The following is a 23753-nucleotide window of genomic DNA, read 5'->3' on the forward strand; positions in this document are numbered from 1 at the left end:
AAAGTATGTGGACCCGGATGGAAGGACTGATTATATCTACCACCTTGATGAAAATGGCAATAAAACTGTAACAGAGGAAAATGATTGGGGAAAATTTGAATTTCTTCATATTGATAGATATTTTGTAGAAACTTCTGATGGAACTCGTTGCAAAGCAAACAGTAAAGAAACTGTTACATTACATGAGAATTGGAAGAATATTGATACAGATTTTCTTCATGGTACCCTTTCTACCTTATTATCAACTGTAAATCAGAAAGATACCGATTTTACTCGCATTCTAAAACAATCTGTGGATGGCGAACTAGATTTTAAATTGTCTATGAAAGCAGATACCTTATATTTTGACGGGAATGTTCTCTATAATCGGAATGAGGCTGGAAACTTTGTGTGGGCATATTTCCTCGAATCTAAAGGTTTTACAGGAATACATGGAGTCTTGGCACAAGCGGGAAGCATAGTAGGTTCTCATAGGCTGGATGAATGGCATGATACGAAAGCAAGGTATGCTGGTGATGCCTATTTTCATAAGATAGACTTTTATAGTTCTAAATTTTACTATTTTTTCTTTGGAGAAAAAAATAGAAAGGAAAAGTTTTTAAATATCTTTGTGTTGTTTTTTGCATTATTTTTATTTCATGCTTTAACAAGAATAATTTCACAGATAATGAATTATCAGAATTTTATGTATTGGCAGAAAAATTGGAACAAAAAGATTTTTCATTTGGGCGAAAAATAAAAAAATCAAAAACTTTGAAATTATACAAAGTAAAAGAGAATTTTTCACTTGAAGAAGATTTTTTTTCGATAGAAGATTTTCCGTTGGTTGAAAATAAAATCAAGTTTGTGGAAAAAGAAAAGAGCAGTGTGTTTTTAAAATTTGCTGGTGCTCCATCAGGCTGGGGACGTGGAATTATCTACTTAAAAAATCAGAATGATATAAAAAATCGTGCAGAAGTCTTTATTCACCTAAAAGATGAATTATATTATTTTGAAGGAAAATTCTAAGTGTTTTCAGTTGGAAATCGCAAACTTAATAATTTCACTTCCCCCAAATCGCGATTTGTAGGCCAACCCCAAAAATCCACTTTTCCCCGGAAAGCCCGCCACAAAAAGCGCCTTTTTCGGGGAAATTTAAGAATTGCGCTGCATATAGCGTAGTTTTTTTGTCGAAATATTAGTGCAAAACAACATTTGCAATTGTGAAATATACTAGAAGCGATACGGCGTCTACTATTGTCGTTATGAACGGACTTGCCATTACGGCTGGGTCAAGATTCATTTTTCTTGCGCACATCGGAAGGACGCATCCGATTATTTTTGCGACAAGCACGGTGCATGCCATTGTCAGACAGACTACAAGCATCACAAACGGCGTTACGGCTGTGTTCTTAAGAATCAGTCGGTCTACCACAAGCAGCTTTACAAAACAGGCAGAGGCCAGCGTTATGCCACAAAGAACGGCTGTTCGTATTTCTTTCCAAACGACCGTCGGCAAATCCCTAAACTCAACTTCGCCCAGCGAGAGTGCACGTATTATTGTTACGGACGACTGTGACCCTGAGTTTCCGCCTGTGTCCATCAGCATTGGGATGAATGCCGTCAGCACCACCTGAACGGCCAGTGCGCTTTCAAAATTTGTGATAATCATTCCTGTAAACGTAGCCGAGACCATGAGCAACAGCAGCCAGATGATTCTGTGCTTGAACAGGTCGAGCGGGGTAGAGCGCAGGTAAGTTTTTTCTGACGGAGTCATACCACCCATAATCTCAATATCCTCGGTAGCCTCGTCTTCCATTACTTCAAGGGCATCATCAAATGAGATTATGCCAACCATTCGTCCGTCGCTGTCCACAACAGGAATTGCAAAGAAGTTGTATTTAGAAAGCATCTTTGCAACTTGTTCCTTGTCGTCCAATGTATTGACGCTTATTACGTCCCTTTTTACCAGCTCGTCAATTTTTACGCCGTCATCTTTTGCAAGAAGCAGGTCTTTTACTGAGAGCCGGCCGACAAGTTTTTTATTCTGCGTGATGTAGCAAGTGTAGAAAGCCCTGTTGTTTATACCAGTTTTTCTAATATGATTTATGGCTTCTCCTACAGTCGTTCCAAGACATAGCGACACGTACTCGGTGGTCATTATGGAGCCTGCGGAATCCTCTGGGTATTGCAGAAGCTGATTGATTTCTTTTCTTGTGTCTGGGTCAATCTGACTTAGAATCCTGTCCACAACGTTTGCAGGCATTTCTTCAATCAAGTCAGCCGCATCTGCCGCATAAAGCTCGTCAAGAATTGATTTTAGCTCTGAGTCCGAGAAACTCTTTATCAGCAGCTCCTGAAAATCATTGTCCATTTCAACAAAAACATCTGCCGCATTGTCTTTTGAAAGCAACCTGAAAATCACAGGAACCTGTTTTTCATCAACGCGCTCAAAAAGTGCAGTTATATCAGATGCCGCCATTGTTGAAAGTATGTCTTTTATTGTAGAGAATTTTCGTTCCGCCAAAAGGGAACATATTGTATCTTCAAATTTTACCTTGAATTCTGCCATTTTTGACCTCTGTGCGGATATGAGCTTTATTGTAAAAATGGCTGCGTATAAGAACGATAAAGATGCCGGTGAATGTCATTAAGAGTTTCCGGCAGTCATTTCTAAATCGCCCGGATACGAGCCGCTACTACTGCCATCACCCATAACATCCTCCTGTAAAAAATTGTTTACGATTGAAAATAATGTAAAACGATGTAGAACTATACCATATTTCGATATATTTGGGAATATTTTTTACGCGGGAATCTACAAGAAATCTCCAAAATCTAAAACTGGCACGAGTGCGCGCTACAAGCAGGCCGAATTTCGAGTTTTTTACCATGCGAGAAGAGCGCACTGCTGTCATTTTGCGGCATAGCTGTTTCGGAGAACTCCTAAAAAGTTTTGTCATGCCGAATTTATTTCGGCATCTATACTACAATTGGTGTAAAAGCCCCCGAAACAAGTTCGGGGTGACACTGCAATTTCGAGTTTTTACAAAGCCCGTCATTTCCGAAGCCTACGCAACATAGTTGATACGGAGACCTAGCTAAAATTGCGATGCAATTTTAGCTAGGTCTCGCTTGTAAAATCTTTTGGGTCAACGAGCTTTCCTTTGTAGAGCATTCGTGGATTCACGGTGATTTTGAGTTTTTTTTCGAGTGCGGCAAATTTTCGCATTTCGTATTCGTCACCAATCACAATGTTGACTCCGCTTTTTCCTGCTCTGGCCGTTCTTCCCGCCCGGTGAATAAAAAAGTCTTCATTTGACGGCAAGTCCATCTGCACAATGTGTGTAATGTTCGGAATATCGAGTCCGCGCGAAGTCAAATCGCTTGTAACTAGAACAGAAATCTTTCCGCTCTTAAAGCGGTCAATAATCGATTTTCGCTCAACCTTGTCGGTTTTTCCGTGCAAACCTTCGCATTCAATATTCTTGTATTTGAGTTTTACAACGATATTTGCAACTTGGTCTATTTTGCTCGTAAAAATGAGCGTTTTTTCCGGTTTTTCGCCGACCAAAAATTTTCTTAGCGTGTCGATTTTGTCACGGTTTTCAGCAAAAATCGCAATGTGAGTTATCCTTTTTCTTAAAATGTCTTCTGGCGGCAAAAAGAGCGTTTCCAAATCGCTTTCGGTTTCTCCGTTGGTTTTTACGCGAGTTTCCTGCAAAATCTGTCGAGTTGATTTTGTGAGCGTCGCGCTGCACGCAATGAGCTGAATGTCTTTTTTTAGTGTATTAACCAATTCAAGAGTTTCGTCTCGGAGCTCTGGCGAAAGCAATCGGTCTACTTCGTCAAGAACGATTGCTTCCGTTCCTTCAAGCTTTAATTTTTTTAGATGAAAGAGCTCCAAAAGCCGCGCAGGGCCTCCAATAACCACGAGAGGTTTTTCTTTTAGACTCTCAACCTGACGTTTTATTGAAGCGCCGCCTACTAAAAGCATGACTTTCTGATTCGAAATGAGCTGCGCTTGCGTTTTTATTTGCGAAGCAAGTTCTACTGTTGGCGCGATGACTAAAAGTTTTACTTCCCGTTTTGGATTTTCAACTTTCTCTAGCTTTTGAATTAGTGGCATCAAATAGGCGAGCGTTTTTCCTGTTCCGGTTTCGCTTTGAAAAAGTACCGATTTTCCGTCAATGATTTCTGGAATAACTTGTGCCTGAACTTTTGTAGGTTCTTTTATCTCGTTTTTTAAGAGTTTTTCAATGTACTCAGGCTGAATTCCCAATTCTTCAAAATTTGTAATTTCATTCATATATCGAACTATAGCATAGAAAAATCAAACTTGCTATAATCTTGTTTGTTATGAAAGTTGGTATAGATACTTTCGGTTGTAATCATGGGCAATCTGGTATTGGCTCATATATCGATTCTATCTCTAGGAATTTTAAAAATTCTGATTCTCTCAAAGTTGAATTTTTTGGTGCGGAGATTGACCGATACACTTACGCACCGGATAATAATTTTGCTTTTACGGCAGTTACTCTGCCAGAAACTCTTTCCGCAAACCGTGTCTGGCATATTTTTAGATGTAACAGGTTTGCAGCAAAACAAAAATATGATGTTGTAATTTATCCCGCTGTCGTTAATTATTTGCCTTATACTTTTCGAGTTCCTGGCGTAATTATTTTGAACGATATTGTTTCTGAAACCCTTGCAAAATTAAAATTTTTTGACAGATTCAGATTTCGGCATGCCTTAAAAAAAGCTGATAAAATTATTGTCGCAAGTCAGTTTATAAAAAAAGAACTTAAAAAACTTGGAATCAAGCAAGACAAAATTGTGATTGTTCACTGCGGAATCGATCATTCGCTTTTTTACCCGCAGAATATTACTGATGGCGAGACTGTTGATATAAAACCGTTTTCGATTCAAAAGCCATATTTTGTTTATGCTTCAAAAATGTCTTCACCTCAGAAAAAACATTGTGAACTTGTAAGAGCTTTTACGGAATTCAAAAAACGCACCGGGCTCCCGCACAGGCTTGTTCTTGCGGGTAGTGAAGGGGAGTATGCCGCCGAAGTTCAAAAAGCTGTTTTTGACTCTCCGTATGCACAGGACATTTTTATGACGGGATATTTTCCTCCTGAGTCCATGCCGAGTCTGTATTCTGGCTCAGAAGGTTGCGTTTTCCCGTCTGTCAACGAAGGCTGCGGAATGCCGATTCTTGAGGCTATGGCAACTGGCGTTCCTGTTGCGTGTTCAAAAAGCGGTTCTCTTTCAGAAATGGCTGGCAATAATGTTATTTTTTTTGACAGCAATAATATAGAAGAAATAGCTGACGCAATGGAAAAAATGGCTACGAACAAGACTTTTGTGGAAAAAATCTCAAAGGACCAGATTGCTTGGGCAAAACGTTTTAGCTGGGAAAAAGCCGCCGAAGAGATTTTGCAAGTTTTGACACAGGTTGTTGAAAAACGTGGCAAAAAGAGAAAGAGTAAAACTTAAAAAATAAAAAGCCTAAACAAAAAGCTGAAACCGCTTCTCTTTATGAGATTTTGGTTTCAGCTTTTTTTATTTTGCGTCGATTACAGGCGAACTTTCGGCTTTTTCAGAAGTGTCTTCAAGAATTACTGTCGGTTCAGCGACCGGCGAATACGGGTCATCCTTTTTTTCTGTTTTTCCCGATGCTTTTTGCGGGGTTGCAGGTGCCGGAGGAGCCGAAATGTCGTTCACTTTCTCCATCTTGTAGTTGTCTGCCTTCTTTGGTATGTAACTTTGCTCCGGTTCTGGAAGCTCGCTGTCTTTGATTTTGACTTTTTCGGACGGTATGCTGTTTTTGCCCGCGGAGTTTGTTGCTGAAGTCTTTTCTTCAAAGTTTTCAAGCTCCGGCGCAGCTGACTCGTCTTTAGAAAGCCGCTGCCCGATGTTTTCGCGTTTTTTATTTTGTTTTTCAACAGCATCAACTGGCGCGAGTGTTTCCATTTGAACGTGCTCGCCGTTTTCTTTTGCCGTCTTTGCCGGTGGCATTGTGTACATTGTTGCAGGAATTTCAGGTGCCTTTACATCGTCACGAACGACTTTTTCTTCATACGGTGTGATTTTTGGGTAAGTCGGCTCTTTTGGGGCAGATTCCGTAACGATTTCTTCTGGTGACGGGGTTTCCATTTTTTCGTTTGCAATAAAATTGTCCGGATTTATGAGCTCAGGTTTTTCTTTTGCGCGTCGTTCAATTTCTTGCTCCAAAAGTGCGATTACTTGCTCGATTGTCGGTCTTTGAGGCGTTTCGCCGTCAAGCTCAAGATATTTGATGTAGTTGTTTTTGGAATCTTCGAGCAAATCTAGCTTTAGCTGCGCGTTGGCCCTGTTCAAAACTGCTGGCGCGTAATTCTCATCTTCTTTGAGAGCGATTGCGTAAAGAGAGTCCGCACGCACGTAATTTGCCATTGCGTATGCGGAGTTTCCGCCGTTGTACGCAAGAATCTTGTGATTCGTATTATTTTTTGAAAGGCCTTTTACGCAGATTGCCAGCGATTTTGTATAATCTTCTGTCTGATAGTATGCAATTCCGAGATAAATGTAGATTGCAGGATCAACGTGTTCGGCTTCAATTGCCTTTTCAAAAAATGGAATGGCTTCAACTGGCTGATTCAACTGAAAAAGTTCAGAGCCTTTTTCAAAATCCTCATTGAATTCTATTACATCTTTTTCTGGCTGAGCCTTTTCGATTGGCGGTTTTACATTCTTTTTCTGTTGTGCGTCTGCACAAAAAATTGAAAAAACAATCAAAAATGATATGGCTAGATTTTTTTGTACTTTCACCGTATTTCTCCGTAAAATTTTACAATTATGTTTCGGCATTTTTTTATTGTGATTTGACACTCTTAAACAAAAAGACTACTCTAAATAGATAGTAAAAATCAATATTTAGTTGCATAATAAGGGTAGTTCTAAAAATATTCAGTTTTTGAGTTTTGGGGTATTCCCATAAATATTCAAATAAATGGAACAAAATAACCGATAATAAAATACTACATTCTTGCCTGTCATTATTTGGAGGTTTTTGACGCGATGCTTTTGTGGGTTATCATTTCGCTTCTTGGCGCTGGTGTTGTAGGATTGGCATTTTTTTTAGTTAAGTCTATGCTCCAGCCGAAGAAATTGGATTCGATTTCTAAACTTATTAAACAGCAAAAATTCAGTGCGGCGCAGAAGGTCGCAAAATCCATGATAGCAAAAAATCCTCGTGATTACCTTGCGCACTATTATCTTGGAAAGGCATATTTGGCTGATAAGAAAAACGAGCTTGCATTAATGGAGTATAAGCTTGTAAACCAAAATGCTATTTTTGGCGGAGAAATCCCGGAAACTGAATTCAGAAAACAGCTTTCTCAGCTCTATCTCAAATTTAATCAGAGTGAAGATGCGCTCAAGGAGTTCTTGCTCCTTACAAAACTTGATCCTGGTAATGCTGAGAATTATTACATGTGCGGAAAAATTTATGAGCAAAAAAATCGTGCGGAGCAGGCTCTTGGATTTTTTCAGAAGGCGATTAAATATAATCGCAAGCATGTGAAGGCTCATGCCGCAATGGGACTTCTGCTTTTTAGGTCAAAGCAGTTTACCGAGGCAAAAAAGGAAATTGATCTTGCCATTTCTCTTAGTCCGGAGACTTTCTCTTCTTATTATTATTTGGGAAAAATCCTAAAAGAGAGCAAGGATTATTCTGGAGCTGTAAAGGCATTCGAAAAGGCTTTGCGTGATCCGGAATTTAAACAGCGTGCATATCTTGAGCGCGGTTCATGCTATATGATGGCGAATTCTGTTGATAATGCGATGGCTGAATTTGAAAAAGCTATAGCTGCGTCAAAAGATGAACGTTCTCAGGAAACTTTGTATGCAAGATATTTCCTTGCGGCATGTTATGAGAAAAACCGCAATATTGATAAAGCTATAGAGCAGTGGCAGTCAATTTACCAGCATAACCATTCGTTCCGGGATGTTGGCGCTAAGCTTTCTGAATACAAGGATTTGCAGTCAAACGACAGTTTGAAAGAATTCCTGACTTGTTCGTCTGCCGAATTTGCTGAACTTTGCAAAAAAGCAGCCCTTGACGGAATGAGTATGGTTGCCCAAAAAATTGATCAGAAAAAGTGGGGCGTTCAGATGATTGCCGTTGAGCAGAAAAAGGATGATTGGATGAATGTGCGAAAGCAGCTTTATCTTATCAACTTTTATAGAGATGCTGAGCCTATCGAAGATTCAGAAATCCGCAGGGTGCTTGATATGGCAAAAAGTCAGAACTGCTCAAAAACTTATCTTTGTTCGAGTGCAGGATTTACAAGTTCTGCATCTGGTTTTGCCGAGAACCGACCGATTGAGCTTATTGGAAAGGAAAAGTTAGAGAGAATCCTTGCAAAAGCAGGTATCTAATTTTGAAGTGTTAGTACGGTGGTGAGCGGAGTAAATGAAAATTCTTTGTGTGTCCGACCAAATTGACCCTTTGGTTTATAGCCCAACAGTAAAAGAACGTTTTGCCGATGTAGATTTGATTCTTTGCGCAGGTGATTTACCGTCGGACTACATAGATTTTATTGTTTCCTCACTGAACAAGCCTACTTATTTTATTTTTGGAAATCATAATCTAAGTGAATTCCGTTATTATCATAGGCAAAAAACTCATGCTTCTGGTCCTCATCCTTATGTAGAAGCTGATTATGCGGATTATGATTTGAGCGCAAGTCACGGAGCTATTTATGCAGGGTTCACGGTGTTAAAAGACCGCCATCTTATGCTTCCTGCAAAAAATGGAAAAAAACGCCCTTTGCTTATTGGCGGAGTTTCTGGCTCAATTCGTTACAACAACGGTCTGAATCAGTATACGGATTTTCAGATGTTCATGCATCTTTTAAAACTTGTTCCAAAACTTTTGTGGAACAAGTTCAGATATGGTAAGTGCCTGGATATTTTTTTGACACATGCTGCGCCACGGCATATTCATGACAGGGAAGACCCTTGCCACAAGGGCTTTGAGTGCTTTAACTGGTTTATAAAGAAATTTCATCCTACATATTTGGTTCACGGTCATATACATCTTTATGACATGAATTCCCCTAGAATTACCAAGTCTGTAAAAACAACGGTCGTTAATGCTTACAGTTATTGCATAATCGAATTGAATGGAGACGAAAATGAGTGACCAAATGACTTCCTCTCAAACGGAAGAGGATTTTTTTAAGGCGAGAAACAAAGCTCTGCTGAATGAAGTTCAGCATTTTCTTGATCCTGACGAGGCTACGCTTATATCATTTTCAGATATTAAAAAATTGCTTCGTCCTGATGGTGAAGTTTACAAAGGAATGCAGGTTGTTCCTGTAAAACTGATAATAGGTAGCGAAGGTCGCTATCAGGATTTTGACAACAGGTTTTTTCCTAAAAGTTTGCATTTGAAAAATCGTTGGGAGCATATCGACATGGCGCACCTCAATGATATCGACTTGCCGCCTGTTTCGCTTTATGAACTTGGTGGCGTGTATTTTGTGCGTGACGGAAATCATCGTGTTTCTGTGGCAAAGGCGAGAGGCGTGGAATTTATCGATGCCGAAGTTGTAAGCTTGCAGAGCGAAATAAAACTTCATCCTGGCGATACGTTTAAAAAAATGACAAAACAGGTCATTGAGTACGAAAAGCGTGTCTTTTACGGCGAGACTGGTTTTGGCGATGTGACTGATTATTGGTGCCTTGATTTTTCAACCACAGGTCAGTACGACGTTATTTATAATCATATTTTGACCCACAAATATTTTATAAATATGAACCAGACTGAAGAAATCGGTATGGATAAGGCGATTATGTCCTGGTTTATGACCGTTTATCTGCCTGTAATAAAGGTTATTGACGAACAAAAAATTATGAAGTCTTTTAAAAAACGAACACGCAGCGACTTGTATGTTTGGCTCATAAAATATTGGGATGAACTTAAACAGAAATTCGGTTGTGATTATTCGTTGGATGATTTTGCAAATTCGTACCTCGCGGCGTATAAAAAACGCTCAGTTTTGCAAAGGATTATAAATCGCCTTAAAGGAAAAAAATTAAAGAACACGTTGGAAAAAACAAAATAACGGTCTTTATCATTCTAATTACGAAAATCTTAAAAACTTGACGGTCGTAATTTTCAATGATAATATTTTAATTGAATTAAAATTTATTTTGGAGAAAAAAGTTGTTACCAAACGATTTACTTAGTTACATTCCCCTTTTGTGTATCGCTGTTTTTGCAGCCTGTCTTTGTGTTCTCCTTTTTATCGTAAAATTAAGAAAAGTGGCGAAAGTCAGTTTTGTAGTTTTTCTTTCGCTTTTTATAATAATTTTTGGCTGCGTAAGAACTGTATTTATTCATGATTTTGCCTTGCTCTCGATTCTTTTTATCGTCGCAACTGCATTGTTTATTCCGTATGCCGTAATGCTTGCTTTTGGTAAGCCAAAAGAAAAAAAAGTAAAAGAGAAAAAGGAAGATGTTGTTGTTCGTCGTCCAGAAGCGATTGTCCAGGATATTAAGGCTGAAGAAATCAGTTTGGTTGAGCAGGGGCGCAATTTTGTTGCAATTGCGTCAGATTCTTTTACTAACGAAGAAGGAAATCAAGAACTTTTAAATTATATAAATAGAACTTGTATCGATGTTGCTAAAGCTGATGGTGGCGCGATTCTTACAGTTGATGATTTTGATGATGTTATTTCTGTAAAGTCATTTATAGGCGATTTCCCGCCTCCTTACAAGTTACCTGACGACTTGCCACATAAGCCTATTCGAGTATCTACGAGTTTTAAATATGCACAGTTCCCCCTGCGTGACAATATTTTTGGAGAAGTCGCAAGTGCCGGTAAAGCTGAGCTTATTTCTGTTCCAAAGGTTGATGATAGAATCTATCAGAACGGACCAGAGGAATTTTTGATACTTGGAAGTTTGATTTTTGTTCCTTTGAAGTTGAAAGGGCAGGATGTTGTTATCGGTCTTATTGCTTTGTCAAGAAATGCCGACAAGGATCCTTTTTCGGAGGAAGATTTTCAGCGGACTCAGACTTTGGCAGGCTTTGCCGAAGCTGCATTGCGAACTTCGCTTTTGTTCAAGCAGTACAAGGAACAGCAGGAACTTACAAAAGAAAGTGATATTGCAACAAAGTTGCAGAAGGATATGTTCCCTAAGAAAATACCAGCGATTCCAGGAGTTTCGTTTGGAAGTTTCATAGAGCAGACTTCTGGCGTTTGTAGCGATGTGTTCGATGTAATTCCTGCTCGTCAGGACAGAACTTCGTTTGTCTTGATGGATGTCGCAGGCAAGGGTGTAAATTCCCTTATGGTTATGACGATGATCCGTTCTATGTTCCGTCTTATTGTCAACACAACTCAAACGGCAGGCACTATTTTAAGCTGGGCTAACCGAGGAATTTGCAGCGAGTCTTATCTTGATCACTTTGCATCTGTTGCTTTATTGAATTATGATCATACTAGTCATAAAGTTCAGCTATCTAGTAGTGGCATAATTCCTGTTTTGCGGTATAATGTAACGAGAGGTGTTCTTGAGAAGATTTCTATAGATTGCGATCCTATTGGTGTTGAGAAAGCTTCAACGTATAAAGATGTTGAATTTATTGCCAATAAGGGTGATATAATTATCTTATACACGGATGGTGTTGTAGAAGCACTCAACCCTCAAGGAAATCAATATCCTGTCGAAAATATAACAAATATTGTTAGATTAAATTATAAATTATCAGGCAAGGAAATCGCAGGTCTGATAAAGTCTGATATAAAGAAGTTTGTCGGCACCGAAATGCTGCATGATGACCAGACACTTCTTGTCGTAAAAATTCAGTAGGTTAAAAGGAGTTTTTTATGGAATTAAAAATTCGAAAAAACGGTGAAGTTTATATCATTGATGTAAATGGCGAGATGGATCTCTATAACTCCTATAAGCTTAAGGAATTAGTAATGAAAATGCTACGAAAAAAATGTAAAGAGCTTTATTATTAATCTTGAGCAGGTAGATTATATTGACTCGTCTGGAATTGGTGCTTTGATTTACATCTGTTCTACCATCAAGAAGATGAACTTAAAACTGGCAATCTCAAACATTCATGGTTCTGTAAAGAAAGTCATTGAACTGACAAAGCTTATGGGATATTTCCCTATTGCTAATAGCGTTGAAGAAGCTTTGTTGATGGTTAATGAGTAATAAAGAAAAAGGAGAAAGTTGTAATGGAAGATATTAAAGAATTACGCTCTGACGACAATGATCCATTATTCGATACAACTAACATGTTGTATAAAGAATTTCCTTCTGATTTTAGACAGATTCGTTACTTCACTCTTTTGATTGTGCAGTCTGCACCGTTGGAGATAAAAGAGATTAACCTTCTAGAGCAGCAGATTAGTGAGGTAATCAAAAATGCTGTAAAGCATGGTAATGACTGTGATATTAACAAAAAAGTAAAGGTCTGGTATTCATTCAGCCCTTCTCACGCCCATCTTATTGTAAAAGACGAGGGTGAGGGTTTTAAAGATCTTGAAAAATGGAACGACTTTAACAAAAAGCGTTTGGAGTGCCTCCATAATTCAAATTTTGAGGAACTTTCAAATTATGTTTCGTTCAGAACAAAACGCTCTGATGATCAGGATGGCGGAAACGCTTTGTTTGCAGCTCTTGAGTATTGGAATGGCGGATTTGTTTACAACGGAAAACGAAACGGTGTAGCGATGCTTAAAAAATTCCAGAAAAAGCATACTGGAATTGCCGTTGATGGTGAATAATTTTAGATAAAAAAAAGGCTGAAATTGAGAGCACTTTGTTTGTGTTCATCCCGATTATCAGCCTTTTTTTTGTTTAGGAAACTAGGTTCGCCTTACCCTCGCAAAAAGTTGTTCTTTTGTTAGTGTCGTCCAAACCGGTCGGCCGTGAGGACAGTGTGGGTCTGGCAAGTTTAACGCCTTTTTTGCTAGCTCTGCGGCTGTAGACTTGTCTAAAATAGTACCGTCTTTTACCGCTGCTTTGCAGGCTGTCATTGCGGCAATCTGGTAAATGATTTCTTCTGGCGGAACTTTGTCTTCAAAAATTGCCTTTTTTAAGTCTTCAAGAGAGTTTTTCCAGCGAACAGGAATGCTTTTTAATATCCATTTTCCGGAATCTTGTTTTTCAAATCCAAAACCTTTCGCATTCAAAACGTCTTTTATGGTTTGAAGATACGTGTCTGCTTCTTTTGACTCTAGTTCAAATTCGTAAGGAATCAGTAAATCTTGTTGTTCGTTTCCTGACTTCATTAGTTCGTTAAAAAGAATTCGTTCGTGTGCGGCGTGCTGATCGATTATGTAGAGTGTGTTTTTTACTTCCGCAAGCAAAAATGTTCCTAAAACCGTACCAATGTATCTAAAACCTTCGGAATCTGTTTTTATGTCTGGCGCGTTTGAATCATTTTCCGTGTTGGTCAATGCTAATGCCGCTAAATTTGCGGCTGGGTGAGTGATTTTGTAATCTGATGAATTGTGCGATAAGTTGTCCTTATATGGATTTGTCTCATACTCCCTGAATCTGGAAATCAATTTGTTTTTTTGATTTTCATCTTCTTTTAAAAAATCTGGATTTGGAGAAAAACGAGTTTCGGCAACATTTAGAGTTTGCTCTGCATACGACTTATGAATCGCATTCCTAAAATCTTTTTCATACGTCTTTTGGATTTCGGTTTGAGGCGTGGGGTGTGAAGTTGTGCGGTAATTTTTTTCGAAATCTGAAAAATTAAATTCTCGCTGATTCAGTTCATTTTTATTTTCTTCATCTTCGAAAGTGTTTTTGATTCCGTATGAGCGAAAAAATGTCTTTGTGGTTGTGCTTACTCCGTGATGCAAGGCAGAAATGTCCTTAAAGCGCACTTCTTTTTTTGCAGGATGAATATTAAAATCAACCATTTTTGGATTGACTTGCACAAAAAGTGCTGCAATTGGATGAACCCCATTCGGGAAAAATCCCTGGCAACCATATTCGATTGCTTGAATCAGAGAATACTCCTGAACGCGACGACCATTTACGTAAATATAAATATTTTTTCGGTCGTTTCTGTAAATACTTGGTTCGCCAATAATTAGCTTAAAACTCCATTTTGTTTTTCCGTCGGATTCAAAACCTTCGTTTTTGAGTTCGCTAAAAAGTTTTGATGATTGTTTAAGTTCAAGCGCTCGTACAAAACGTTCTGCGAGAGATACGTTTGCGGGCAAATCAAAGCGAAGGCTTCCGTCCACAATTAAGCGGAATGCAATATCGGTGCGCGGAAGCGTTTTTTCTAGAAAAATCTCTCGGCACAGATTTGTTTCGCTGGCCGGTCGTTTTAAGAAAAGCCTTCTTGCGGGAAAATTCTCAAATAGATTTTCACTTTGAACTATCGTTCCTCGTCCATTTTGCACGATTGGAATCTGTTCAATTGTGTGGTCAGAATCAATAGATGCGGTCATTCGGAAGGTTCCCGACGAAATTGTGAGTTTTGCAACCGCTGCGATAGAGGCGAGGGCTTCGCCACGAAAGCCGAGGGTTGTCAAATTCATAAGATCGGCTGCATCTACGATTTTGCTTGTTGCGTGCGGACGGGCACAATTCTGCAAATCGTCTTTTGTCATTCCGTAACCATTGTCGGCGATTCTTATTTTTTCGATTCCACCACCAGAAATTTCGACCGTGATTATGTTTGCCCCTGAGTCTACGGCATTGTCCATTAGTTCACGGATGATTGCGGCAGGTCTGTCGATTACTTCTCCTGCAGCAATTTTTCGTGCAACATCAACGCTTAAAGTTCTGACTGGTCGTTTTATAATGTTTTCCATTTTTGAGTAAAAGCCTTTTGTAAAGTAAAATTTTCGTGCATAAAAGAAACTTTTTTTATTGGCGTAACCCTTCGCCAGGTGCGCCTGAACTTCCAGTAATCGCATCTGCGCCTGAGAATAAATCAAGTTGCGGCTCGATTTTTGGAGTTGATTCTGTTTCTGGAGACGGCTGATTCATCAAAATCTGAATTTTTCCTTCGATTTTTTCAATGTCTTTTTCGAGTGTTTTTGCGAGTTTTATTCCTTCCTCAAAATTTTTGAGTGCATCCTCCAGTGAAATGTCTGTTCTGCGGATATTGCTTGTAAGTTCTTCGAGTCTTGAGAGATTTTCTTCAAATGATTTCATTATTTACTCCAAAAATTTGTATTTTCTGTGCTTTCAACGATTGCAGAAATCTTTCCTGTTGCTGGAATTATTTCGATTTTTTCATTTTTTAAAACATCGGCATGGCTTCGCACGATTTTTCCGTCGGATGTGCGAACCATCGAATAGCCTCGCGCGAGGATTGTTTTAGGGCTTGCCCCTTCAAGAATATTTAGATTTTGCTGAATGCGGTTTTTTGTATCCTTGATTTTTTCGTTCATGTTTTGGCGAAGCGATTCTTTTGCGTTTTCGAGCCGCAACAAAAGCGGTTGCTCAATCGACCTGAATCTAATTTCCATGTTGTTCACGTCAAATGACTTTATCATTAGTTTTAGGTTCTGAACTTTTTGTTGAATTTGCGCGTAAAGTTCATTTTTGCAGTCTTCGACGCCTTTTCGAATATCCGCCTGTATCGGAACGACCAGCTCTGCTGCGGCTGACGGGGTTGGCGCACGAACGTCTGCGGCGTAATCGCTTATTGCCCAGTCAATTTCATGACCGACTGCACTTACCACAGGAATTTGGGAATTTGCGATTGCGCGGACAACGATTTCTTCGCTGAACGGAAGCAAGTCTTCGAGAGAGCCGCCTCCGCGGCCTACAATCAAAACGTCGCACATTTTAAAATAATTTGCGACCATTATTTGTCTTGCGATTGATTGTGCGGCGGCATCACCCTGAACCAGGGCTGGAAAAATAATCACGTCAATTCCAGGATTGCGCCTTCGTGTAATTTGAAGAACGTCACGCAAGGCGGCTCCTGTTGGGCTTGTAACGATTCCGACCTTTTTTGGAAAAAGTGGCAGATGTTTTTTTCTGCTTTGGTCAAAAAGCCCTTCGGCCGCAAGTTTTTCTTTTCTTTCTTCAAGAAGTTGCAGAATATTTCCTGCCCCTGCAATTTCCATTTTTGAGATTATGATTTGATAATTTCCACGCGGAGGATAAACTGAAATCGCGCCAGTGCACCTAACTTTCATTCCGTCTTTTGGGGTAAATTGTAGCGACATCGCTTTTCCACGGAACATAACAGCACTTATTTGCGCGCCTTCGTCTTTGAGCGTAAAGTACAAGTGACCGCTGGAATTTGGTCTGTAATTTGAAATTTCGCCTTCCAAAGTAATATTGGTAAAAGTTGATTCAAGAACATCCCTCAGAAGCAAGGTAAGGTTTGTAACTGTAAAAACTGTGTCTGGCTGAATAATATTTTGCGACATAAAAAAAGTATAATTAAAAATCATGTTTTTGAATACGGGGGCGGATATGAAAATTGCTGGCGGGTTTGATAGGATTTGGCACAGATAAACACGGATAGGACACTGATAAAATGAAAGTTGAAAGAGGAAAAACGAAAAGTGAACGCCCTGCTCCAGAAGTTGCGAGCGCCGCGCGAGCAACAAAACTGCACCTCCGATTTGTCGCCGTGCTTGTCGCGGCAAATCGGAAATCCTTGCAAACCGCCCCCACCAAAGCGCGAGTTTTCGCCAGAAAGCTCGCGGGAAACGCACAAGGAAATTTTCATTTCGAAAGTTGATATGTAGCGTTTCCGTAAACACACAAGGAAAATTTTACTTACTAAAGTTGATATTCTGCGTTTCCGTAAACGCACTTTTCGCAAGTTGACTTACCCACTCCAAAGTTGCGAGCACCGTGCGAGCAACAAAACTGCCCTCGCAAAACGCGGCTCTCCTTGCCGCTGCGTTTTGTGAACCACTGCAAACTGCCCCACCAAAGCGCGAGTTTTCGCCAGAAAACTCGCGGGAAACGCACGAGGAAAATTTTACTTTCAAAGTTGATATGTAGCGTTTCCGTAAACCTGCCGAAAATGAAAAGATGAAAAATATTGTAATTCTTTATGCTGGTTCAAAAATGAACTATGCTTTCGATAAAATTTTTAATGAAAAATCTGCTTTCGAGCGTGCGCTTCTTTGGGCAAAGAATTCTGGTGAAAAAATCATCGTTTTTACTTGCTCAGAAAATCACAATTATATAGAAGAAATTCGTTCAAAACTGACGGAAGAAAATTTTTTGAATTCAAATAATTTTGAAATAATTGAAAAAAATCAATGGACGAATCTTGATCTTTCAAAAACGATTTCCGAGTCCTGCAAAAAGAACAATGCGGATTTTGCCCTTTTTGCCTGGGCGGACTTGCCATTCTTGAATCAAAAACTTACTGACGAACTTGTAAAAATGCACGTTGACTACATGGCAGAATACACTTTTGCCGACGGATTTCCGTATGGAATCACCCCTGAGGTTATTGACGGCGGATGCGCAAATATTCTTGCAAGCCTTTCAGAATCAGTTCAGAAAAATGTTGGCGAAAAGCTGGCTTCGCGGGACGGACTTTTTGCGATTATGAAAGGTGATATTAATTCATTTGAAATCGAAACTTTGGTGGCTGAAAAGGATTACAGACTTCTGCGATTTGAATTTGAATGTTCATCAAAAATCAACTTTGTTGCCTGCAAAAATCTTTTTGAGAAAATTGGCGGGGACGAAGCAAAAATAGGGGAACCTTACGAACTTTGCGACATTGCAGAAAGCTCTTTGGAGATTCAAAAAACGATTCCTGCTTTTTACAATATTCAGATTTCGTCAAAATATAATCACAAGTCGATTTACAATCCGATTTACAAAATTGAAAAATATTCTGAAATGCTTAAAAGTGCTGGCGATATGGATTTTGAGTCTTTTAAGGCTCTCGTCAAAAAAATAAATGATTTTTCGCAGAAGGCCGTTGTTTCGCTTTCTTGTTGGGGCGAACCGCTTCTTAATCCAAAATTCCTGGATTTTGCAAAGGAAGTTTTGAATTACGAGAATCTTACTTTGTTGGTTGAGACTGACGGAATCTGTCTGACTGAAGAAATTGCAAAAAATCTTGCGGATTTTAACGGACGAATTGATTGGATTATTCTTCTTGATTCGATGGACAAAAATCAATATTCACAAATTCATAATTGCTCTACAGAAGATTTTGACAAGGCTGTAGCGTCAGTTATGATTCTTGAAAAATATTTTCCTCATCATGTTTACCCGCAGATGACTCGAATGAAAATGAACGAGAATAATCTTGAGTCGTTCTTTAGATTTTGGAAAGAACCTTCAAGCCCGTCTCAGGGTGAACTGATAATCCAAAAGTATGACAAATTCTGTGCAGAACTTTCTGATGAAAAATCTGCTGACCTTTCCCCGCTTGTTCGAAATGCTTGCTGGCATTTGCGACGCGATTTTGTAGTTCTTGCGGACGGTTCTGTTCCGCTTTGCCGCGATTTAAGTTTTGGAGAAATCTTGGGAAATGCCTTTAAGGAAGAGCTTCCTTTGGTTTGGGCGAAAATTGATTCGTTTCTGCAAGAACATTTGAATAAAAATTATTCAGAAAAGTGTAGGATGTGTGATGAATACTATACCTTCAACTTTTAATGAACGGCAGATAAACACAAGTATTCTCGGTGGCAAAGGCAGTATGCCCGAAATTAGTGGACGAACTCCGCTAAAGATTTCTGTCATATTGCTGAACAGTAAGTGGAGCCCGTATCGTGCGCAGACAATCGAAAATCTTGTTAATTGCGGTTTTTCTTCCATCGTTTCTATTGAAACCAGTCCGCAAAACTACAATCTTTTTGATTTGTCGAATCGTTTTCCTTACGTTAAATTTGTTTTTCCGCTTGAACAGACAAGCGTTGGCGATTTAATCAATATTGGAATGAGTGAAGTTTCGCCTGCAAATGAATATGTGCTTGTTTTGCGGGACAATATTCGGATTACGAGTGATTTGCTGAATGCGAATCTTGCAGCAAAACTTGTAGAAAAATCTCCTTTCTGTGTTACGCCGCGGCTTCTTACAAAGGAAAATAATTCGTTTCCGATTTTGTTTTCTCCTTTCGTAAAAAAATCTGTGCTTTCGGTTACGGCTTCAAGTGCAGTTTCGGACAGAATGCCGAATTTGTATCCTTTTGATTTTGTCGGACTTTACAATCGCGACAAATTTATAAGGCTTGGCGGTTTTGATTACACAATAACTGCAAGTTACTGGCAAAATTTGGATCTGGCGTTTAGGGCTTGGCTTTGGGGCGAGAGAATCAATTTTTCAACGACTTTTTCGCTTTCTTATAATTCAGATATTGATGTTGAGGATATGAGTGCGAATCAGTCTTCTAATCGTTTTTATTTGAAAAACCTTGTCCCAAGATTTTCTGCTGACCACGCAATGATTCCGATTTCTGCTTTTTTTGTGTATTTCCCGCGTTCTGCATGTGGTTTTTTGGAAGCTGCAAGGCAGTTTAAAGATGCAAGAAATTGGGTTAAAAAAAATAAATATTGCTTTAGGCGTGATGCGCTTGAGCTTGTTGAAAACTGGGGTAAAAGATAATGACTATAGTTGCTGTTCAATGCCGTCTTTCGTCTACGAGACTTCCTGGAAAGGCTTTGCTTCCACTCGGTGGAAAAACTGTTTTGGATTGGACTTTGGCTTCAATGAAAAAAGTCAAGGCCGATGACTATTATGTTGCGACCGATAAAGACTCTGCGGACAAATTGCGTCCGGTTTGCGAGCGAAATGGGTTTAAGGTTTTTGTAGGCCCGCTGGACGACGTTCTTGAGCGTTATTGCCTTTTAATCGAGCACAGCAAGGCTGATGCCGTAATTCGTGCGACGGCGGACAATCCTTTTCTTTTTTACGAGGCTGCGAATGCACTTGTGGAGCAATACAACAGACGTTCAGAGACAGGAAAATGCGACTACATAACGTTTGAAAATTTGCCTCACGGCAGCGGCGTAGAAATGTTCAATGCAAAATCGCTTTTGGAAGCTCGGTCAAAAACAACCGAGGCTTATGACCACGAACATGTGGGACCTTCACTTTATAATCATCCAGAAAACTTTACTTCGGTTATGATTCCTTCGCCTTCAGAGTGGAGCTTTCCGAATTTGAGAACGACAATCGATACCAAGGCTGATTACAGACATGCACTTGCAATCGTAAGAAAAATTTCTGGCAATTCTCTTGTAGGGGAACCGTATACGAGCGGTCAAGTTCTTGAAGCCTTAAAAGACCAAAGCGTCACTTCGCCGGTTTTGTGTGTTCCTTGCGTCAAAAAAGGTCGTGGCACAGGGCATTTGAGAAGATGTCTTTCTATTGCTGTAGAAATTGGCGCTGATGTTTATATTCCAGAAAATGCAGATTTGGAAAAAATTCCAGAACTTTTGGTAGAAGCCAAAAAAAATGGCTTTGAAGAGTGGCAAATTGTAAAAACGCTTCCAAACAAAGGCGATTATTCCCTCATAATTACAGATGCATATACTTTGGAGAGGGGATTGGCTCAGAATCTTACAAAAGTCGCACCGTTAGTTTCGATTGACGAAGGCTCTCTTAACACCGATTTGTGCGACTGTCTTTTTGATATAATTCCTTCTTACGGAATCTCGCGGCCGTCAAACGTGGTTGACCCCGGATTTGTTACTTTGCCTGCCAATCGGCGAACTCTCCCGCCTCCAAAAAATGCTGGCGAAGTAAAGTCGATTTTGATTTCTGTTGGCGGTGAAGACCCCGCTGACTTGGTTGTGCCTTCGGTAATTGCGTTTGCGGAGGTTTCCTCTGCAAAAATTTCTGCAATCGTAAATAATCCTGAAGAAGCGAAATTGCGAGTTCCTGAAAGATTGCATGAAAAAATCAGATTTTTGCGACCTGTTCATAATTTAAGAGAAAAACTTTTTGAATATGATGTTGTGGTCACTCATTATGGCTTTACGGCTTTTGAGGCGCTCGCGGCCGGTTGTGGCGTTGTTTTGCTCGGAACTACTCAGTTGCACGTGCAGCTTGCCCAAAAATATGGATTTGCAAATCTTGCAAAAGATTCGATTAGCTCAAATAATGCGCTTGCCGTACTCGAAAATTTTGCTTCGCTTTATCCTGACTCGCCGTTTGCAAAAAAAGACGCGCCTAAAAAAAATCTTGGCGAGTTCGTAAAGCGACTTGCCCGCGGAAGGCGTTTTAATTGCCCGATTTGTGGCGAAGACCATCCGACTTACGAAGATCTTATCGTTGCAAGAACGCCTTTGCATACGTTCAGAAGATGTAAGTCTTGCGGAATGCTCTACATGTCATGGACTTTTGATTCAGATGACACAGATTACAACGAGGCATATTTTTTTGATGATTACAAAAAACAGTATGGAAAAACGTATCTCGACGATTTTAAAGAGATAAAATCTCAGTGCGTTAGACGAACTTCTGTTGTGGACCAGATTTACCGCGGTTCTAACCGAAAAAAAATTACTCCGACTGTCTTGGATATTGGATGTGCTTTTGGTCCGTATCTTGATGCTGCAAACGATGCCGGTTGGCAAGTGTACGGAACTGACGCTTCAAAAGAAGCTGTAGACTACGTTCAAAACACGCTTCATTATCCTGCTGTTTGCGGAAAGTTCCCTGCGTTCGATTCAAATGCTGAGTTTGGCGTAAAAAGATTCGATGCGATTACGATGTGGTATGTTATTGAGCATTTCCAAAATCTCGACAAGGTTTTGCGTGCCGTTTCAAAAATTTTAAAAATTGGCGGTGTGTTCGCCTTTTCAACGCCATCTGCCGCTGGAGTTTCTGGAAAATTCAACACTCAAGGATTCTTTCAAAATTCGCCTGCGGACCATTATACTTTGTGGGAACCGTCAAAAGCCGCTTCGATTTTAAAACGCTATGGGTTCAAAGTTCGGAAGATTGTTTCTACGGGGCATCATCCTGAGCGATTCCCAAGTCTTAAAGACAAAAAAAAGGCGGTTTTAAGTGGGCATTTTATTCAACAATCAGTAAAATATTCCATTTAGGTGATACCTTTGAAGTTTATTGCACTAAAGAAAAAGATATTTTTCAATAACTGTATTTCTGTAAAAGTTAGAAAATAAAAGGACTTGATTTTAAATGAAAAAAATAATGATTTTAGGCGCGGGATTGATGCAAAAACCCGCAATTCTTGCAGCAAAGTCGCTTGGCTTTGAATCCGTTGTTGTTGATGCAAACCCGAATGCCGTTGCGGTTCCTCTTGCAGACCGTTTTGAGCCAGTTGATTTAAAAGACAAGGAAGCTTTGCTCCGTCTTGCAGAGAAAATAAACAGCGAGGGCGAGGAAAATTCTCTTGCAGGTGTTTTTACGGCTGGAACCGACTTTTCTGCGTCCGTTGCCTATGTTGCCGAGCACTGCTCGCTTCCTGGACACAAGTACGAGGCTTGCTTGAATGCGAGCGATAAAGTAAGAATGCGTTCTTGCTTTAAAAAAGCAAACGTTCCCTGTCCAGATTTTATTGAAGTTGAAAAAAATCAAATCGAGGCGATTTTTAACGATGCCGAGAAGGGAAACGTTCGTTTTCCAAAAGTTGTAAAGCCATGCGATAACATGGGCGGACGTGGCTGCCGTCTCGTTCGCAACAAAGACGAATTCCTTTCTGCCGCAAATGATGCCGTAAAAAATTCTCGAACTTCCCGTGCAATTTTTGAAGATTATATGGAAGGTGCTGAATTCAGTATTGATTCGATTGTATACAACGGCACTCTTACAATAACTGGTTTTGCCGACAGACATATTTTCTATCCGCCGTATTTTATTGAAATGGGCCATTCTTTGCCGTCAGAAGTGTCGCAAAAAATCAAAAATGAATTGATTGCGACTTTTGCGCTTGGAATCAAAGCGTTGGGACTCACTTGCGGAGTTGCCAAGGCTGACATAAAGTATACAAAAAACGGTCCGATGATTGGCGAGATTGCTGCCCGGCTTTCCGGTGGATACATGAGCGGCTGGACTTTCCCTTATTCAAGCGGAATGAATCTTACTGAGCAGGCAATGCTCATCGCCCTTGGAAAAGAACCTGAATATTTGCTTGCAAATCGTGTTTCTCTTCCGTGGGAGCCGCATGAATCCGTAAAAAATCAGGAGCAGCCGTTCAGACTTTTTGAAATTCCTAGCGTGAACGTAAGTGCAGAACGTGCATGGATTTCGATTCCTGGAAAAATCGAAGAAATTTATGGAATGAACGATGCCAAAGCTGTTTATGGCGTAAAAGACGTTCTTCCCCGTTCAAAAGTCGGCGACGAAGTTGATTTTCCTCGAAATAACGTCGAAAAATGCGGAAACATTATCGCAGTTTCAATAAATGCTAAAAATGCCTATAAAGCCGCTTACGATGCAATAAGTTCAATTACAATACGCCTTGAAGGTCACAACGAAAAAACTGACAACTTTTTGACCGGAAAAGTCGAAGCTGATGAAGAAGGATTTCCACCGTCGGCATTCACTTTTGCTCCGAACAATAAAATTTCCTCAAAGGTGGGCGAGGGGACGTTTATTCCTGAAAACGAACCTGTCCTTTTGCATGTTCCAGAAGTCCTGCAGCCGCTTGCCGACTCGCTTTATGACTGGAATCATTGCACTCTAAGAAAGACCCTCGAAAAATTCGATGCGATTTGTCCGAAGCACGGAAAACTTGATGGCGAAAAATTCTGGTCGGCTGTTCTGAGGGGCGGAATACAGGGCGCGCTTTATGTAGCCGATTCAATTTAAATG

18 protein-coding genes and 1 pseudogene are annotated in these 23753 nt (G+C 39.9%); 13 read left to right on the plus strand and 6 right to left on the minus strand.

Features of this window, described 5'->3' with window-relative positions:
• Together JI65_RS12170 and JI65_RS12175 are read left to right on the plus strand one after the other, a co-directional pair.
• Positions 1-739, plus strand: a 739-nt coding sequence (locus JI65_RS12170; protein ID WP_191017010.1) for a hypothetical protein, incomplete at its 5' end; no start/stop codon positions are given.
• Positions 740-753: 14 nt separating this feature from the next.
• Complete coding sequence (locus JI65_RS12175; protein WP_191017011.1) at positions 754-1008, plus strand: hypothetical protein; 255 nt, start codon at positions 754-756, stop codon at positions 1006-1008.
• Positions 1009-1177: 169 nt separating this feature from the next.
• Here the strand turns inward: JI65_RS12175 and mgtE are convergent, their stop codons facing one another.
• Both mgtE and JI65_RS12185 read right to left on the minus strand, forming a co-directional pair.
• The gene (gene mgtE / locus JI65_RS12180) at positions 1178-2551 is read right to left on the minus strand and encodes a magnesium transporter (RefSeq protein ID WP_191017012.1); all 1374 of its coding nucleotides are present in this window, start codon (positions 2549-2551) and stop codon (positions 1178-1180) included.
• 552 nt (positions 2552-3103) lie between these two features.
• Positions 3104-4288 carry a DEAD/DEAH box helicase gene (locus JI65_RS12185; RefSeq protein ID WP_191017013.1) on the minus strand — a complete coding sequence of 395 codons (1185 nt, stop codon included), beginning with the start codon at positions 4286-4288 and terminating at the stop codon, positions 3104-3106.
• A 50-nt stretch (positions 4289-4338) separates the two neighbouring features.
• On the opposite strand from JI65_RS12185, the gene JI65_RS12190 reads away from it, so the two are divergent.
• Entirely contained in the window at positions 4339-5481 is a 1143-nt protein-coding gene (locus JI65_RS12190) for a glycosyltransferase family 4 protein (protein WP_191017014.1), read from the plus strand.
• Between the two features lie 66 nt (positions 5482-5547).
• On the opposite strand, the gene JI65_RS12195 is transcribed toward JI65_RS12190, so the two are convergent.
• Positions 5548-6795, minus strand: a complete 1248-nt coding sequence (locus JI65_RS12195; RefSeq protein WP_191017015.1) for a tetratricopeptide repeat protein — start codon at positions 6793-6795, stop codon at positions 5548-5550.
• Between the two features lie 249 nt (positions 6796-7044).
• Between JI65_RS12195 and JI65_RS12200 the strand changes: the two genes are divergently transcribed.
• The 6 genes and pseudogenes from JI65_RS12200 to JI65_RS12225 all read left to right on the plus strand — a co-directional run bounded on the left by JI65_RS12200 (position 7045) and on the right by JI65_RS12225 (position 12783).
• Complete coding sequence (locus JI65_RS12200; protein ID WP_191017016.1) at positions 7045-8406, plus strand: tetratricopeptide repeat protein; 1362 nt, start codon at positions 7045-7047, stop codon at positions 8404-8406.
• 34 nt (positions 8407-8440) lie between these two features.
• Positions 8441-9172, plus strand: a complete 732-nt coding sequence (locus JI65_RS12205; protein WP_191017017.1) for a metallophosphoesterase — start codon at positions 8441-8443, stop codon at positions 9170-9172.
• Complete coding sequence (locus JI65_RS12210; protein WP_191017018.1) at positions 9165-10097, plus strand: transcriptional regulator; 933 nt, start codon at positions 9165-9167, stop codon at positions 10095-10097. The genes JI65_RS12205 and JI65_RS12210 overlap by 8 nt, the downstream gene beginning before the upstream one ends.
• Before the next feature lie 101 nt (positions 10098-10198).
• Entirely contained in the window at positions 10199-11851 is a 1653-nt protein-coding gene (locus JI65_RS12215) for a GAF domain-containing SpoIIE family protein phosphatase (RefSeq protein WP_191017021.1), read from the plus strand.
• A 17-nt stretch (positions 11852-11868) separates the two neighbouring features.
• Positions 11869-12208: pseudogene (locus JI65_RS12220) on the plus strand (anti-sigma factor antagonist).
• Between the two features lie 23 nt (positions 12209-12231).
• Positions 12232-12783, plus strand: a complete 552-nt coding sequence (locus JI65_RS12225; protein WP_191017023.1) for an ATP-binding protein — start codon at positions 12232-12234, stop codon at positions 12781-12783.
• 81 nt (positions 12784-12864) lie between these two features.
• Here the strand turns inward: JI65_RS12225 and mutL are convergent, their stop codons facing one another.
• Genes mutL through xseA form a run of 3 tightly spaced genes read right to left on the minus strand, consistent with a single transcriptional unit; the run spans position 12865 to position 16416 of the window.
• Positions 12865-14838: a DNA mismatch repair endonuclease MutL gene (mutL, locus tag JI65_RS12230; RefSeq protein WP_191017026.1), complete on the minus strand. Its 1974-nt coding sequence runs from the start codon at positions 14836-14838 to the stop codon at positions 12865-12867.
• A 55-nt stretch (positions 14839-14893) separates the two neighbouring features.
• Complete coding sequence (xseB, locus tag JI65_RS12235) at positions 14894-15184, minus strand: exodeoxyribonuclease VII small subunit (RefSeq protein ID WP_191017029.1); 291 nt, start codon at positions 15182-15184, stop codon at positions 14894-14896.
• On the minus strand, positions 15184-16416 hold the full coding sequence (gene xseA / locus JI65_RS12240; protein ID WP_191017031.1) for an exodeoxyribonuclease VII large subunit: 1233 nt from the start codon (positions 16414-16416) through the stop codon (positions 15184-15186). The genes xseB and xseA overlap by 1 nt, the downstream gene beginning before the upstream one ends.
• A gap of 616 nt (positions 16417-17032) precedes the next feature.
• Here xseA and JI65_RS12245 point away from each other — a divergent pair.
• The 4 genes from JI65_RS12245 (at position 17033) to JI65_RS12260 (ending at position 23750) form a co-directional block, all read left to right on the plus strand.
• Positions 17033-18625: a spiro-SPASM protein gene (locus JI65_RS12245; protein ID WP_191017034.1), complete on the plus strand. Its 1593-nt coding sequence runs from the start codon at positions 17033-17035 to the stop codon at positions 18623-18625.
• Positions 18600-19574 carry a hypothetical protein gene (locus tag JI65_RS12250; protein ID WP_191017037.1) on the plus strand — a complete coding sequence of 325 codons (975 nt, stop codon included), beginning with the start codon at positions 18600-18602 and terminating at the stop codon, positions 19572-19574. Before JI65_RS12245 ends, JI65_RS12250 begins: the two co-directional genes overlap by 26 nt.
• Positions 19574-22024 (plus strand): cytidylyltransferase domain-containing protein, encoded by a 2451-nt coding sequence (locus JI65_RS12255; protein ID WP_242457235.1) that lies wholly within the window; start codon positions 19574-19576, stop codon positions 22022-22024. The genes JI65_RS12250 and JI65_RS12255 overlap by 1 nt, the downstream gene beginning before the upstream one ends.
• Before the next feature lie 94 nt (positions 22025-22118).
• Complete coding sequence (locus JI65_RS12260) at positions 22119-23750, plus strand: ATP-grasp domain-containing protein (RefSeq protein WP_191017039.1); 1632 nt, start codon at positions 22119-22121, stop codon at positions 23748-23750.
• The last annotated feature ends 3 nt before the right edge of the window (positions 23751-23753 follow it).

This window comes from Treponema zioleckii (assembly GCF_014737315.1).
Lineage (GTDB): Bacteria > Spirochaetota > Spirochaetia > Treponematales > Treponemataceae > Treponema_D > Treponema_D zioleckii.